Annotated in this window: 9 protein-coding genes; 7 read left to right on the top strand and 2 right to left on the bottom strand. The window is 76.3% G+C overall.

Annotated features, from left to right (window positions below):
* The first annotated feature begins 70 nt into the window (after nt 1-70).
* From recC to IDM29_RS00390, 6 genes are all read left to right on the top strand, one after another.
* Nucleotides 71-3,433, top strand: a complete 3,363-nt coding sequence (recC, locus tag IDM29_RS00415; protein ID WP_188037013.1) for an exodeoxyribonuclease V subunit gamma — start codon at nt 71-73, stop codon at nt 3,431-3,433.
* Nucleotides 3,430-6,915: a UvrD-helicase domain-containing protein gene (locus tag IDM29_RS00410; RefSeq protein WP_255499745.1), complete on the top strand. Its 3,486-nt coding sequence runs from the start codon at nt 3,430-3,432 to the stop codon at nt 6,913-6,915. Before recC ends, IDM29_RS00410 begins: the two co-directional genes overlap by 4 nt.
* Entirely contained in the window at nt 6,912-8,873 is a 1,962-nt protein-coding gene (recD, locus tag IDM29_RS00405; protein WP_188037012.1) for an exodeoxyribonuclease V subunit alpha, read from the top strand. The genes IDM29_RS00410 and recD overlap by 4 nt, the downstream gene beginning before the upstream one ends.
* A 115-nt stretch (nt 8,874-8,988) precedes the next feature.
* Nucleotides 8,989-9,552 carry a hypothetical protein gene (locus tag IDM29_RS00400; RefSeq protein ID WP_188037011.1) on the top strand — a complete coding sequence of 188 codons (564 nt, stop codon included), beginning with the start codon at nt 8,989-8,991 and terminating at the stop codon, nt 9,550-9,552.
* A gap of 168 nt (nt 9,553-9,720) precedes the next feature.
* Nucleotides 9,721-11,109 carry an MDR family MFS transporter gene (locus tag IDM29_RS00395; protein WP_188037037.1) on the top strand — a complete coding sequence of 463 codons (1,389 nt, stop codon included), beginning with the start codon at nt 9,721-9,723 and terminating at the stop codon, nt 11,107-11,109.
* 396 nt (nt 11,110-11,505) lie between these two features.
* Nucleotides 11,506-12,708, top strand: a complete 1,203-nt coding sequence (locus IDM29_RS00390; RefSeq protein ID WP_188037010.1) for a DUF4190 domain-containing protein — start codon at nt 11,506-11,508, stop codon at nt 12,706-12,708.
* A 65-nt stretch (nt 12,709-12,773) separates the two neighbouring features.
* Here the strand turns inward: IDM29_RS00390 and IDM29_RS00385 are convergent, their stop codons facing one another.
* Nucleotides 12,774-13,040: a hypothetical protein gene (locus IDM29_RS00385; protein WP_182112660.1), complete on the bottom strand. Its 267-nt coding sequence runs from the start codon at nt 13,038-13,040 to the stop codon at nt 12,774-12,776.
* A 199-nt stretch (nt 13,041-13,239) separates the two neighbouring features.
* Between IDM29_RS00385 and IDM29_RS00380 the strand changes: the two genes are divergently transcribed.
* Entirely contained in the window at nt 13,240-14,772 is a 1,533-nt protein-coding gene (locus IDM29_RS00380; RefSeq protein WP_188037009.1) for a glucose-6-phosphate dehydrogenase, read from the top strand.
* 9 nt (nt 14,773-14,781) lie between these two features.
* On the opposite strand, the gene IDM29_RS00375 is transcribed toward IDM29_RS00380, so the two are convergent.
* The coding region (locus tag IDM29_RS00375; protein ID WP_188037008.1) for a class I adenylate-forming enzyme family protein at nt 14,782-16,048 on the bottom strand (1,267 nt) is incomplete at its 5' end.

Raw genomic sequence — 16,048 nt, 5'->3', positions numbered from 1 at the left:
GGCGGCCCACCACGTCGTGTCGCACCCGCCCGTTACGGTGACCGCACCGACACCCGCGTGAGGAGGTCCCGTGCTCCACCTGCACCGCTCCGAGCGCGCCGACGCCCTCATCGCACCGCTCGCCCAGGTGCTCGTGGCGCCCGCGGCAGACCCTTTCGCGACCGACGTCGTCGCCGTCCCCACGCGCGGCGTCGAGCGCTGGGTCGCGCAGCGGCTCGCGCACCACCTCGGTACCGGACCGGACGGCGAGGCCGGGATCTGCGCCAACGTCGCCTTCCCCTCCCCCGCACGCCTCGTCGCGGACGCCCTCGCCGCGGTGCTCGGCCTCGAGCGCGACGACGACCCCTGGCGACGCGACCGCCTCACGTGGGCGCTCCTCGACGTCGTCGACGAGAGCGCGGACGAGCCGCGGTTCGCGGCCCTCGGGCGCCACCTCGGCGTCGGCGAGAAGGACGGGCCGCGCCGCGGGCGGCGCCTGCAGTCGGCCCAGCACCTCGCCGGACTGTTCGACTCCTACGCCGCGCAGCGGCCGGCGATGGTCCGCGCGTGGGCGGTCGGCGACGATGCGGACGGCGCCGGCGGTCGCGTGCCGGACGACCTCGCCTGGCAGCCCGAGCTGTGGCGGCGCCTGCGCGCGCGCCTCGACGCGCCGAGCCCTGCCGAGCGCCTCGACGACGCCGCCCGCCTCCTCACCGCCGACCCGGACGCCGTCGACCTGCCAGCACGCCTGTCCGTCTTCGGACCCACGCGTCTGCCCGAGGACCAGCACCTCGTCCTCCACGCGCTCGCGGCCCACCGCGACGTCCACCTGTGGCTGCCGCACCCCTCGCCCGCGCTGTGGGACCGCGTCGCCCAGGCGCCGCCACCCAGCCCGCGCCGGCGTGACGCCGTCGCCGTCGCCGCCCACCCGCTGCTCGCCTCCATGGCGCGCGACGCGACCGAGCTGCAGGTGCGGCTCACCGCGTCCGGCGACGCGGCCGTCACCCACCACCGGAGCCAGGCGCCCGACGACGCGACCCTGCTCGGCGCGCTCCAGCGCCGCCTGCATGACGACGCCTCGGACGCACCGCCCGCGCCGCTCACCCCGGGCGACCGCTCCGTCCAGGTCCACGCGTGCCACGGGCGCGCACGCCAGGTCGAGGTGCTGCGCGAGGCGCTGCTCGGCCTGTTCGCCGACGACCCCACGCTCGAGCCGCGCGACGTCGTCGTCATGTGCCCGGACATCGAGGCGTTCGCGCCGCTGATCGCCGCGACCTTCGGCACCGCGGACGACGACGTGCGCGGCCACCCCGGGCGGACGCTGCGCGTGCGGCTCGCGGACCGGTCGCTGCGGCAGACGAACCCCCTGCTCGCTCTGGTCAGCCGCCTGCTCGAGCTCGCGGACGGACGGGTCAGCGCCCCGGACGTCGTCGACCTCGCGGGCACGGAGCCCGTGCGGCGGCGCTTCCGGCTGGACGACGACGACCTGGACCGGATCCGCGAGTGGGCCGTCGAGTCCTGTGTGCGGTGGGGCGAGAACGCTGAGCGGCGCGCACGCTTCGGCCTCCACGTCGCGCAGGGCACGTGGCAGACGGCGCTGGACCGCATCCTGCTCGGCGCCGCGATGGCCGAGGAGGACCACCGCTTCGTCGCCTCCGCCCTGCCGCTGGACGACGTCGACTCCACCGACGTCGACCTCGCCGGGCGCCTCGCGGAGCTGGTCGACCGCCTCACCGTCGTGCTCGCGGACCTCGACGGCGCCCACCCCGCGGCGCACTGGTTCGACGCGCTCGACCGCGCACTGCACCTCCTCGCCGACGTCGCGCCCGCCGACACCTGGCAGGAGGTCGAGGCCGGCATGGTGCTCGACGAGGCGCGCGACGCCGCGGCCCGGCACGGCGCGACGGAACTGCGGCTCCCCGACGTGCGCGCGCTCCTGTCGCACCGCCTGCGCGGGCGCCCCACGCGCGCCGGCTTCCGGACCGGTGCCCTCACCGTGTGCTCGCTCGAGCCGATGCGCGCGGTGCCGCACCGCGTCGTCGCGCTGCTCGGCATGGACGACGGCGCCTTCCCTCGCGGGTCCGGCAGCGACGGTGACGACCTGCTGCTGCGCGAGCCGCTGATCGGCGAGCGCGACCGGCGCGGCGAGGACCGCCAGCTCTTCCTCGACGCGATCACCTCCGCGCAGGAGCACCTCGTCGTCCTGTACAGCGGCGCCGACGAGCGCACCGGTGCGTCGCGGCCGCCCGCGGTGTCCGTCGGGGAGCTGCTCGACGCCCTCGACCGCACCGCCACCGCCGCCGACGGGCGGCCGGTGCGCGCACACGTCGTCGTGCGGCACCCGCTGCAGCCCGTCGACGAGCGGAACTTCACCGCCGGCGCGCTCGGGCGGCCCGGGCCGTTCAGCTTCGACGGACTCAACCACCGGGCCGCCGTCGTCGGCCGCGGCGAGCGCGAAGGCCGGCGACCGTTCCTCGACCACCCGCTCACCCCCGCGGCGCAGGACGACGGCGACGGGTCCGGGACGCTCGACCTCGACGACCTCGTCACCGCGCTGGAGCACCCGGTCAAGGCGTTCCTGCGCAGGCGGCTCGGGGTGCTGGTCCCCGGAGAGACCGACGAGGTCGACGACCGGCTGCCCATCGCGCTCGACGGGCTGGCGACCTGGCAGGTCGGCGACCGGCTGCTCACCGCGGCGCTCGACGGGGCGGACATGCAGCAGGCGGCCGACGCCGAGCGGCGGCGCGGTCAGCTGCCGCCCGCACGCCTCGGCGGTGCGGTGATGCGCGAGGTGCACGAGCAGGTCGTGCCCATCGTCGAGACCGCGCGCCGCTGGCTCGACCACCCCGCGCAGACGGTGGACGTCGCCGTGACGCTGCCGAGCGGGCGGACCCTGACCGGGACGGTGGGCGGCCTGCGCGGGGACGTCGTCGTCCGGCCCGTGTTCTCGCGGCTCGCGGCCAAGCACCGGCTGCGCGCGTGGGTGCAGCTGCTCGCGCTCGCCGCCGCGTTCCCCGACCGGCGGCTCGGCGCCGTGACGATCGGGCGGGGCAAGGGCCGCGGGGCCGGCGCGGCCGCGTCGCTGCTGACGGCGCCCGAGGCCACGGAGGCCGCGCGGCTGCTCGACCAGCTCGCCGACCTGCGGGACCGCGCACTGCGCGAGCCGCTGCCGATGCCGGTGGCGACGTCGTGCGCCTACGCGCGGGTCCGCCACGGCGGCGGCGAGGAGGCCGACGCCCTCGACAGCGCCGGTCGCGAGTGGCGCGACGGGTTCGAGAAGGCCGACGAGCTGCACGTGCTCGTGTGGGGCGACGACGCCGGGCTGCGCGACGTGCTCGGCACGCCGACCACCGAGGAGCAGCGGTGGTGGCCGGAGGACCGCACGCGCCTCGGCGTCCTCGCGCGGCGGCTGTGGGAGCCGCTCCTCGAGCAGGAACGGACGGAGCTCGCATGAGCGCGCAGCCGACCCACGCGACAGCGGGGATGGAGGCGACGGAAGGGGCGACCGCGACGGCCACGACCCCGGGCACCGCCCCACCCGTGACCCCCGCCGCCCCGGTGTTCGACGTGTGCGGGCCGCTGCCCCAGGGCACCACGGTGCTCGAGGCCAGCGCGGGCACGGGAAAGACGTTCACGATCGCGGCGCTGGCGACCCGGTACGTCGCCGAGGGCGTCGCCGACCTCTCCGAGCTCATGCTCATCACGTTCGGCCGAGCCGCGACCTCGGAGCTGCGCGACCGCGTCCGCGAGCGCCTGGTCGCCACGGAGCGCGCGCTGCGCGACCCGGGCGTGCGGTCCTCGAAGGACGCGCTGCTGCGCCACCTCGCCGACGTCGACGACGCCGAGCTCGACACCCGACGCCGGCGGCTCACGCGCGCCCTCGCCGACTTCGACGCCGCCACCATCGCGACCACCCACGGGTTCTGCCAGCAGATGCTCACCGCGCTCGGCATGGCGGCCGACGTCGACCGCGACGCGGTCCTGGTGCCGGACCAGGCGGACCTGGTCGAGGAGGTCGTGGACGACCTCTACCTGCGGCGCTACGCCAACGAGGCGGAGCCGGGGCTCGCGTACGCGGACGCCCGGACGGTCGCGCGCGCGGCCATCAGCGACCACGACGCCGCGCTGCGGCCCGACGACGCCGAGCCCGACTCCCCCGCGGACCAGCGCTACCGGTTCGCCCGCGCCGCCCGGGCCGAGCTGCTGCGCCGCAAGCGCACGCGGCGCGTGCTCGACTACGACGACCTGCTCGTGCTGCTGCGCGACGCGCTCGTGGACCCGCAGACCGGACCGGCCGCCGTCGAGCGCGTCCGGTCGCGGTACCGGGTCGTCATGGTCGACGAGTTCCAGGACACCGACCAGGTCCAGTGGGACATCCTGCGGACCGCGTTCCACGGGCACCGCACGCTCGTCCTCATCGGCGACCCCAAGCAGGCGATCTACGCGTTCCGCGGCGCCGACGTCGTCACCTACCTCACCGCCCGGCGCGAGGCGCACGCGACGGCGACGCTGGGCCGCAACTGGCGCAGCGACGAGCCGCTCCTGCAGGGCATGAGCGCCCTCCTGCGCCGCACCGCGCTGGGCGACCGGGGCATCGTCGTGCAGCCCGTCGAGGCCGAGCACACCGGCCGGCGCCTCGAGGGTGCGCCACCCGTGACGCTGCGGCAGGTGACGCGCGCCGCCGTCGGCTCCTCGGGCGCGGTCCCCGCCGTGGGCGCGGTACGCGGGGTGATCTACGCCGACGTCGCCAACGAGGTCGTCCGGTCGCTGGAGACGGTCCGCCTGCGCGAGGGCGAGGGGGACGCCGCGCGATGGCGCGCGCTGCGGCCCGGGGACATCGCCGTCCTGGCCCACCGCAACGCGGACGCCACCGCCGTGCGGGACGCGCTGGCGGACGCCGGCGTGCCGGCGGTCGTCTCGGGGCTGCAGAGCGTGTTCGGCACGCCCGCGGCGCGGCACTGGCGCACCCTCCTGACCGCGCTCGCGCAGCCCGGCGTCACGGGGCGCGTCGCCGCGGCGGCGCTGACGCCGTTCGTCGGGTGGGACGCGCAGCGCCTGGCGACCGCCCCCGAGGCGGACCGCGACGAGCTCGCCGACCGCCTGCGCACCTGGTCGCACCTGCTCGCCGAGCGGGGCGTCGCGACCCTGCTCGAGGCCGCGACCGCGGACGGGCTCACGCAGCGCCTGCTGCGCACGGCCGACGGCGAGCGCATGCTCACCGACCTGCGGCACATCGGCCAGACGCTGCACGGCGTCGCGCACACCCAGCGCCTGGGCACCGCCGCTCTCGCCGAGTGGCTGCGCGCGCGCATGGCCGAGACGGAGCAGGACTACGCCGAGGAGCGCAGCCGGCGGCTCGAGACCGACGCCGCCGCCGTCCAGGTCGTCACCATCCACGCGAGCAAGGGCCTCGAGTTCCCGGTGGTGCACGTGCCGTTCGCGTGGAACCGCTTCAGCGCGCAGACCCCGCCGGTGGTCCGCTACCACGACGACGCCGACGCCCGGCTGCTGCACGTGGGCGGACCGAGGGACCCGTCCTACGCCGACGCGCGCACGCGCCACCAGGCCGAGGAGCTCGGCGAGGACCTGCGGCTCGCGTACGTCGCGCTGACCCGCGCGAGCTCCCAGCTCGTCGTGTGGTGGGCGCCGTCCAAGAACACGACAGCGGGCGCGATGACCCGCCTCCTGCTCGGCACGCACGGCGACGGCGAGCAGCCGCCGCCCGGGGTCACCGTGCCCAAGGACGTCGACGCCGCCGCGGCCTTCGCGGCGCTGGCCGCGCGCTCCGGCGGGACCGTGGTGCACGAGCAGGTGACCGCCGCGCCCGCGCGCGTGCGCTGGACGCCGCCCGCGGCGCCGCAGTCCGAGCTCCACGTCGCACGCTTCACGCGCCCGCTCGACACCGCCTGGCGGCGGACCTCCTACTCCGGGCTCACCGCCGCCGCGCACGAGGTGGCCCACGGCGGGGTCGCCGACGAGCCGGAGACGACCGGCATCCAGGACGAGTCCGACGCGGACGTGACGCTGGACGCGACGACCGCCGGCGTCACCGACGGCGCGACCGCCGACGCGGCGCTGCGTGCCGTCCGCTCCCCCATGGCGGACCTGCCCGGCGGGACGGCGTTCGGCACGCTGACCCACGAGGTCCTCGAGCACGTCGACACCCGCGCGCCCGACCTCGCGGCCGAGCTGCTCCGCCGCTGCCGCGAGACCGGCCTGGCGCGCGGGCTCGGCGTCGACCCCGACGCGCTCGCGACCTCGCTGCTCCCGGTGCTGCGCACGCCGCTCGGCCCGCTCGCGGGCGCCGCCACGCTGGCCGACGTCGAGCCGCGCGACCGCCTGCCCGAGCTCGCCTTCGAGCTGCCGCTCGCGGACGGTGCGGGCTCCGGGCGCCACGCCGGCGCGACCCTGCACGACGTCGCCGACCTGCTGCGCCGGCACCTGCCCGCCGACGACCCGTTCGCCCCCTACGCCGACCGCCTCGACGGCCCGCACACGGGCACCGAGCGGCTGCGCGGCTACCTCACCGGCAGCATCGATGCCGTCCTGCGCGTGCGCGACGCCGCCGGCGAGCCGCGCTACCTCGTCGTCGACTACAAGACCAACCGCCTCGCCCCCGCGGCGGAGGACCTCACGGCGTGGCACTACCGGCCCGCCGCGATGGTCGAGGCGATGCTCGACGCCCACTACCCGCTGCAGCTGCTGCTCTACACCGCGGCGCTGCACCGCTACCTGCGCTGGCGCCAGCCCGGGTACGACCCCGAGCGCCACCTCGGCGGCGGGCTCTACCTGTTCGTGCGCGGCATGTCCGGCCCCGACACGCCCGTGGTCGACGGGACGCCCTGCGGCGTCATGGCGTGGCGGCCCCCCACGGACGTCGTGCTGGGGCTGTCCGCGCTGCTCGACGGGCGCGTGGCCGACGGGAGGCGGGCATGACCACGAACCCGGCCGCATCCGCCGCGCCCGCGCCGCCCCTCTCGCCGCCGACGCCGCCCGACCCCCACGACGTGCGCCTCGCCCTGCGGGCGTCGCCCCTGCTCCGCAGCTTCAACGTCGCGGGCCTGCTCACGGCCGCGGACGTGCACGTCGCCCAGCGCCTCGGGTCGCTCGCCGGCGAGCCCGACGAGACGGTGCGGCTCGCCGTCGCGCTCGCCGTGCGCGGGGTCCGCTCCGGCTCCGTGTGCCTCGCGCTCGACGACGTCGCCGAGCTCGCCGCCGAGGTGGAGGTCGAGGCCGGGCCGGTCGACCTGCCGTGGCCGGCGCCCGCCGCCTGGCGCGCCGCGATCGAGCGGAGCCCGGCGGTCGCCGCCGGACCCGTGGGCGGCGAGGACAGGCCCGTGCGCTGGGTCGACGGGCGCCTGTACCTCGACCGCTACTGGCGCGACGAGCAGGTCGTGCGCCGAGAGGTCGACGCGCGGCTCGCCGCTCCCCCGCCGGCCGTCGACGCCCGGGCCCTGCGCGACGCCGTCGTCCGGCTCTTCCCCGGCGCGGACGACGCGCGCCAGCGGCTGGCGGCCGCGACCGCCGCCGTCTCACCCCTGACCGTGCTGACGGGCGGGCCCGGCACGGGCAAGACGACGACCGTGGCGCGCGTGCTGGCGATCCTGCAGCAGGTGGGCGCCACGACCTCCGCGCCAGGGGCCGGGGCGCACAGACCAGGGCTCCGAGTCGCGCTCGCGGCACCGACCGGCAAGGCCGCGGCGCGCCTCAAGGAGGCCGTGCACGAGCAGGTCGCCGGCCTCGATCCCGCCGACCGCGCCGCCGTCGGCGACCTCGAGGCCATGACCATCCACCGGCTGCTGGGCTGGCGGCACGACTCCTCGACCCGCTTCCGGCACGACCGAGCGCGCCGCCTCCCGCACGACGTCGTCGTCATCGACGAGACGTCGATGGTGTCCCTGCCGCTCATGGCCCGGCTGCTCGAGGCGCTGCGGCCCGGGGCCCGCCTGCTCCTGGTGGGCGACCCCGACCAGCTCGCCTCGGTCGAGGCCGGCGCGGTGCTCGGGGACCTGGTGCGGCGCCCGCCCGCGGGTGACGGGCCGCTGCGCGCGCTCGACGGACCCCTGGCCGACCTGGTCTCCGCGGCCGCACTCACCCCGTCGGACCTGACCGCGCTGCGCGCGGGCGTCGTGCGGCTCACGGTCAACCACCGGTTCGACGGGACGCTCGGGCGCCTGGCCGCCGCGATCCGCGACGGCGAGGCGGACGCCGTCGTCCACCTCCTGCGCTCGGGCGACCCGAAGCTCGTGTGGGTCGAGACCGGGGCCCACCCCACGCCGGACCAGCTCGCCGGCCTGCGCGACGACGTCCGGGCGACCGGGACGGCGCTGCTCGCGGCCGCGCGCGCCGGGGACGGCGGCGCGGCGCTGCGCGCGCTCGAGAGCCACCGCCTGCTGCTCGCGCACCGCCGCGGTCCCGCGGGTGTCGCGCACTGGGCCGACGTCGCCGCCGCGTGGACCGCGGACCCCGGCGCACCGGACCAGCAGGGACCGTGGCCGCTCGGGCTGCCCCTGCTCGTCACGACGAACGACCGCGACACCGGCCTCTTCAACGGCGACACGTGCGTGGTCGTCGACGACGGCAAGGGCGGGCGCATGGCGGTGTTCGGCGACCCCGAACGGCCGCAGCGGATCAGCCCTCACCGCCTGCCCGCCGTGGTGCCGGTGCACGCGATGACGGTGCACCGGGCGCAGGGCAGCCAGTTCGCGCGCGTCTCGCTGCTCCTGCCTCCCGCGACGTCGCCCCTGCTCACGCGCCAGCTGCTCTACACGGCGGCCACCCGCGCCCGCCAGGCCGTCCGGATCATCGGCAGCGAGGAGGCGGTGCGGACCGCGGTCGGGCGCGAGGTCCGGCGAGCGAGCGGCCTCGGGGAAGGCCCCGGAGCGGTCGCCTGAGCGCGCGGCTGCGCGGGCAACCGGGTGATGCCCGGGCCCGGTGATCATGTCGGCCACCGGCCGCGCCGATGCACGGAGCGACGGCCGGCGCTCGGCCGCCGGGAGGGGGCCGACGATGAGCCGTCGTGCCGCGATGGTGATCGCGGGCGTCCTCGTGCTGGTCGCCGTCGCGGCCGTCGCCGTGATCGCCTCCACCTGGTCCCGACCCCCGCCGCCCGCGCCGGTGGCGGGCGCCGCGTCGTGCCTCACCTCCGGCGCCCTCGACCCGTGGACCATCTTCTACGAGGAGATCGAGGCGTACGGGCCGGTGGACGCGTCGACGCCCGGGTCGGTCCCGGGCGGCTTCACCCCGGTCCACGTGGTCGTGTGCGACCTCGAGGCGACGGTGACGGACGGCGAGGTCGCGGCGCTGACGATGAACGAGGTCTGGTTCGAGGGCGACGTCGGACCGGTGCTCGCCCAGCTCCGCCGCCCCTCACGCGTCCTGCAGCCGGCCAACCCCGACTGCGAGCTGGCCTTCCCCACGCCGGCGTTCTGGCTGGTCGACGCGGACGGTCGCGCGGTGCTCGCGACGGAGCCGACCGACGAGTGCGGGAACGTGGCGATGGACATCTGGGCCGCCGTCGAGGGGATGCGGGAGATGCGCCGGGTCGAGCACCCGCTCGCCCCGCGGCCGTGAGGACGGCCGGTCGCGTCCCGGCGACGTGATCGGCGCCCGCGCCCGGAATGCGCGCCCGGTGACGGTGTGTTGTCGTGCCACGTGACCACCGAGCGCCCGACGACCACCCGGACGACTGCCGACGGCGTCGGCTTCCGGTCGACCCGCGGCCCGATCCTCGTGGCGATCATGGTCACGACCGGGCTCGTCGCGATCGACGCGACCATCCTCGCGACCGCCGTCCCGACGATCGTCGCGGACCTCGGCGGGTTCTCGTCCTTCCCCTGGCTGTTCTCGGTCTACCTGCTCACCCAGGCCGTCTCGGTCCCGATCTACTCCAAGCTCGCGGACACGATCGGCCGCAAGCCGGTGATCCTCATCGGCATCGGGCTCTTCCTGCTCGGGTCGGTGCTCTGCGGGTTCGCCTGGTCGATGCCGGCGCTCATCGCGTTCCGCGCGATCCAGGGCCTCGGCGCCGGCGCCGTCCAGCCCATGGCGATCACCATCGCGGGCGACATCTACACCGTGGCCGAGCGCGCCAAGGCTCAGGGCTACATCGCGAGCGTGTGGGCCCTGTCGAGCGTCGTGGGACCAACCCTCGGTGGCGTCTTCTCGGAGTTCGTCGACTGGACCTGGATCTTCTGGGTCAACATCCCGCTGTGCCTGCTCGCCGCGTGGCTGCTGGTCCGTCACCTGCACGAGACCGTCGAGAGGCAGCGCCACCGCATCGACTGGGCGGGGGGCGCGCTGCTGTCGATCGGCTCCACGCTGCTGATCCTGGCGCTGCTCGAGGGCGGCAACGCGTGGGAGTGGTCGTCCCCGCAGAGCATCGCCTCGATCACGGCCGCCGTGGTGATGCTCGTCGGCTTCGTCCTGGTCGAACGGCGCGCGGCCGAGCCGGTGCTCCCGCTCTGGGTGCTCTCGCGCCGCCTGCTCGCGACCACCGCGCTGGTCGGCGTCGGCGTGGGCGTCATCCTCATCGGGCTCACGTCGTACGTGCCGACGTGGCTGGAGGCGCTGCTCGGCGTCTCCCCCCTGGTGTCCGGGCTGACGCTGGCCGCGCTCACGCTGGGGTGGCCGATCGCGGCGTCGCAGGCCGGGCGGCTGTACCTGCGCCTCGGGTTCCGGACGACCGTGCTGATCGGGATCGCCGTCGTCGTCCTCAGCACGTCCGCGCTCGCGGTGCTCTCCGCCGAGCCGTCCATCCCCGTGGTGGCGGCGTGCTGCTTCGTCATCGGGCTGGGCATGGGCCTGGTCGCCGCGCCGTCGCTCATCGCGGCGCAGTCGAGCGTCGGGTGGGGCGAGCGCGGCGTGGTCACGGGCGCGAACATGTTCGCGCGGTCGATGGGTAGCGCGGTGGGCATCGCGGCGCTCGGCGCGCTCGTCAATGCCGCGATGCGCGGGACCGACGCCTTCTCGGACCCGGAGCGCTTCGGCAGCGCGGCCACGGGCGTGTTCGTCGCCGTCGCCGTCGTCGCGGTGCTCACGGCGGCCGCCTCGCTCGCCATGCCCCGCGACCGCCCGGCCGCGGACCTCGAGCGGGCGCAGGACGTCGAACGGCCCGCGTCCGCGCGCTGACGGACGTGCGGTCCATGGTGCTGGTGGGGCTCATGAGGCCAGCGGGATTCGCCTCAGCACCAGTGGCCACTCCAGCCACACGCTCCGCACATCCGGGCAGCAGACGAGGGGCCGAGCTGGGGCGTGCTGGCCGATGCGCCGAGCCGCGCGATCGTGGACGTACAGAAGCCCCGCTGCCAGGGGGGCGGGCAGCGGGGCTTCGGTAGTTGAACTTTATGCGTACTGGGGGGTACCTACGCAAGCCCGCAGGCCCGGTCGGACGCGTGATCCTGAGCACAGGCACCGTGCACTCCGAACGGGTGAATCGGCGAGACGAGGTCGCATGCCGGGCCGCCATAGCGAACGATGCGGGGCGAGGGTGCCCCCGCACCCCCTCGCCGCCACTCCGGAGCAAACATGAGCGACCCACAGAACGACGCCCGCGAGCCCGAGTCCGGGCCCACGCCGCCGCCCTACGCGCCGCCGCAGTACGCCCAGAACCAGGGCACGACACCCGCTGCGCCCTACGCCTCGGCACCGACGCCCTACGCCCCGCCCCAGACCTCCGCGACCCCGTCCGAGACCACGTCCCCCTACGCCCCGCAGCCCGGAGCCTCGTCGCCGTACGCGGCGGCGTCGACGAGCCCGCAGTACGGCGCGACCGCCCCGCAGGGTGGGGCGCCCTACGGCGGCATGCCGGACCCCAGCGGGCAGTTCGGTGCGACGGCGTACGGCTCCCCGCAGGGCTACGGCCACCCGGGAGGCAACTACGCCCCGCCGCCGCAGACCAAGGCTCCCGGCATCGCGATCGGCGCGCTGGTCATCGGCATCGCGGCCCTCGTCCTGTGCTGGATCCCGTTCCTCGGCGTCGCCCTCGGCATCGCCGGCGTGGTGGTCGGCATCCTCGCCATGCGGAAGCCGGGCGGCAAGGGCTTCGGCCTCGGCGGCCTCATCACGGGCGCCCTGGCCCTGCTGATCGCCCTCGTGGTCACGTCCTTCACGCTCTTCGCCATCAACCAGGTCAACACCGCCGTCGAGGAGTTCGAGACGGTCGGCGAGGAGGCGGAGCGCGAGAGCGGGACTTCGGACGGCTCCGGCACCGAGGACGAGGGCGGCACCGCGGCCGAGCCGACGGAGCCGGCCGAGCCGACGCAGGCGCCCGGCGCAGGCTCCGGCGCTCTCGGCACGCGCGAGGACCCCGCGCTGCCCGGGGTCGACTTCGTGACGTTCACCGACGATTCCGGTCCGCTGTGGGAGATCACCGTCGGCACGGCGTCGTGGGACTCGTGGCCCGCCGTGCAGGCCGAGAACCAGTTCAACGAGCCGCCCGCCGCGGGCAACGTCTACGTCCTGGTCCCCGTGACGGCGACCTACCTCGGCGCCGGGACCGGCGACGCCTTCATCGACCTCTACCTCGAGTACGTGGCCGCGGACGGGACCGCGTACGACGACAGCTTCGTCGTCGCCCCCATGGACCTGTCGGCCCAGGACCCGGTCGCCACGGGGGGGACCGTCATGGGCAACCTGGTCTTCGAGGTCCCGGCCGACGCCGTCACGGGCGGCACCTGGGCCCTGTCGGTCGGGTACGACTCCGACACGATGTACTTCGCCGCGCAGTGACACGCGCCTGAACGGGCGCGGCCCCGGCCCCCTCGAGGGGCCGGGGCCGCGCCGGTCCTGCAGGTCTAGGCCGGGCGTCCCGACGAGCGCCGGACCAGCTCGCACATCTCGTGCGCCGTCATGATGACGGTGTCCTTCTCGGCGAGGTCCCACACCAGCGAGTCCTCGATGTGGCCGTCGGCGCGCTCGACGAGGAAGTCCGCCAGCCCGCCCGTGCGATACGCCAGGGGTGTCAGGTGCCAGGTCACGGGGTAGCCGCGCAGCGGGTGGACGCCGTGCAGGACGGCCGACGCGCCGCGGACCTTGTTCCGCGTCAGGGTGCTGCTGCTCATCGTGGCCTCGCTGGGTCGGTCCCGCCGCGCCCGCTGCGCCGCGTCGTACCCCTTGGATCGGCATCGCCGCCCGCGCCATGACCTCGCGTGCGGGTGAACGTGGCCGACGTCACACGTTCGGGTCACCACCACGCCGCCGCGCGCCGTGACAGCGGCCGACGTAGCGTCGAGGCGCACCCGCCCCGAGGAGGCCTCCCCGATGAGCCCGAGCGAGACGCCGTCCGCGACCCCGTCCGACGCGGGCACCGCGGCACCCCTGATCCTCGTGCTGCACGGCGCGCGCGGCGACCTGTCGCGCCGCCTGGTCCTGCCCTCGCTCGCGACCCTCCACCAGCGGGGCCTCCTCCCGGACCGCTGGGCCCTGCTGGGCACCGGCCGGGAGTCCATGAGCCGCGAGGACTTCGTCGGGCACGTCCGGTCCGCGCTCGAGGAGTTCGGCCACGAGGGCACCACGGACGACGACGTCGACGCGCTGACCCGGCACTCGCGGTTCACGGACGAGGTCAGGGCCGACGGCGACGGCGACGGCGGCGGCCTGCCCGCGGCGCTGGACCAGGTGCGGCGCGAGCTCACCGAGACCGAGGCCCTCGCGGAGGGCGACCAGGAGCCGGCGGCCCGGACCCTGGGACCGGAGGACGTCGTCGTCGTGCACTACCTCGCGATCCCGCCGCAGGGCTTTGCGCCGCTCACCGAGGCCATGGGCGCGCAGGGCCTGGCCGTCGGGCCGGACGGCCGGCACGAGACGGTGCGCATCGTCTACGAGAAGCCCTACGGGACCTCGCCCGAGAGCTTCCGGGAGCTCGACGCCGTCGTGCACGAGGTGTTCGAGGAGGACCAGGTCTTCCGGATCGACCACTTCCTCGGCAAGGAGGCGACGCAGAACCTGCACGTCATGCGCTTCGCGAACGACCTGTTCTCGAGCGTGTGGGACCGCCACCACGTCGAGCAGGTGCAGATCGACGTGCCCGAGACGCTCGACGTCGCCCAGCGCGCCGAGTTCTACGACGCCACCGGCGCTGCGCTCGACATGGTCGTCAGCCACCTGTTCCAGGTCGCCGGCCAGGTCGCGATGGAACCGCCGCGGCACCTGGCGGTCTCGGACCTCGTGCGGGCGCGGGAGGACGCGATCGGCGACTTCCGGCCCCTCGACCCCGTGAATGACGTCGTCCTCGGCCAGTTCGAGGGGTACCAGGACATCGAGGGGGTCCGCGAGGGCTCGACGACCGACACGTTCATCGCGGCACGCCTGTGGATCGACAACGAGCGCTGGCGCGACGTGCCGTTCCTGCTGCGAACCGGAAAGCGGATGGCGGCGTCCGCGCAGCGCGTGACGCTGGTCCTGCGACGCGACCCCGTGCACCTGTTCGGCGACGAGGTGCCGGCGGGCGCGATCAGCCTCTCGCTGGCCGGCGACGGCGAGATCGCGCTGACGACGGCGGTGAAGAAGCCCGGGCCCGACCTCGACCTGGCGCGCGGCACCGCGACGATGCTCCTCGACGACGTCACGCCCGGGGAGCCGCTGCCCGCGTACGCGTCGCTCATGCACGACGTGCTCCAGGGGGACCGCACGCTCTTCACGACGCCGATCGGCCTCGAGGCCGCATGGCGCACGTTCGAGCCCCTGCTCGGTGAGGACCGCCCCGACCCCCTGCCGTACGCGCCGGGCTCGTGGGGACCGGCTGCGGCCGACGAGCTCGCCGCGCCGCACGGCTGGGTGCTGGGCCGCCAGTAGCTCCCGCGACTACGACCGCAGCCGCGCCTTGCCGACCGCCGAGCGGTCGAGCTCGTCGACCACCCGCACCTCGCGCGGCACCTTGTGCGGAGCGAGGAGCGCGCGAACGGCGGTGCGCAGCTCCTGCGGCGCCGACGCGGGCGTCAGGGGGCCCGCGGCGTCCAGCACCACGTCGGCCACCAGGCGGGTGCCGTGCACGGCGTCCGGCACGGCGCCGACCACCGCGTCGCGCACCCCCGGCCGCGCGACCAGGAACGCCTCGACCTCGCCCGGGTGGACGTTCTCGCCGCCGCTGACGACGACGGCATCGGCGCGGCCTGCGAGCCTCACGCGGCCGGCCCGGTCGAGGACGGCCCGGTCGCCCGTCGGGACCAGGCGTCCCCCGCCCGTCGGGACCAGGCGTCCGCGCTCGACGGCGACGAGCAGGCCGGACGTCCCGCGCGGGACCTCGCGGCCGGCGTCGTCGACCACCGCGACCCGGACCCCGGCGACCGGGCGACCGACGCACCCGGGCGCCGCCGCGAGGTCGGCGGTGGTCGCGACGGTGAGCGTGCCCGTGCCGGTCGAGCCGAAGAGATCGACCACCCCGTCGGCTTGACGGGCCAGGCGCGCGGCGACGTCGGGCCGCAGGCCCGCGGAGCCGCTCACCACCCGGTGCAGCCGGGGGGCGTCCGGGCACCCGGCGGCCAGGTGGTCGGCGAGGCGCTGGAGGTGCACGGGCACCCCCGTGACGACGGCGGCGCCGTACCGCCGGGCCGCCGCGCAGATCCCCGCGCCGGAGCGCTCGCCCGCGGTCACGACGGGCGCGCCGACGAGGAGCCCCGCCGTCAGCACGCCGAAACCGTGCCCGTGGAACAGGGGCGGCAGGACCAGCACCGGCCTGCCCGCCCGGACGCCCGTCGCCGCCAGCAGCGCCAGCTGCGGGACGAGCCGGGCCGTCGAGGGCGATCCCGCGGTCGACACGGGGGCGCCCGTCGTCCCGGCCGTGAGCAGCACGACGCGCGGCGCGCGGTCCCGCCGGCCGGCCTCACGCCGGCCGTCGCGCGACGTCACCACGGACGTGCGGGTCAACGCCCAGGGCCCGGACGCCTCGGCGGGGACACGCAGGAGCGCCACCACGCGCTCGCGCTCGACGACGCCTGACACCTCGAGCTCGCCCGACCGCGGCCCGATGAGCACGGCGTCCGCGCCCGCCCGCAGCGTCGCGGCGACCGCGACGACGAACCGGCGGTCGTCGGGCGCGACGATGCCGACGCGGGGGCGGGCGGCGCGCGGG

It is taken from the genome of Actinotalea sp. JY-7885, from assembly GCF_014525465.1.
Taxonomy (GTDB): domain Bacteria; phylum Actinomycetota; class Actinomycetes; order Actinomycetales; family Cellulomonadaceae; genus Actinotalea.
Note: the sequence above shows the minus strand (reverse complement) of the source record. Positions and strands in the feature narration are given on the sequence as shown.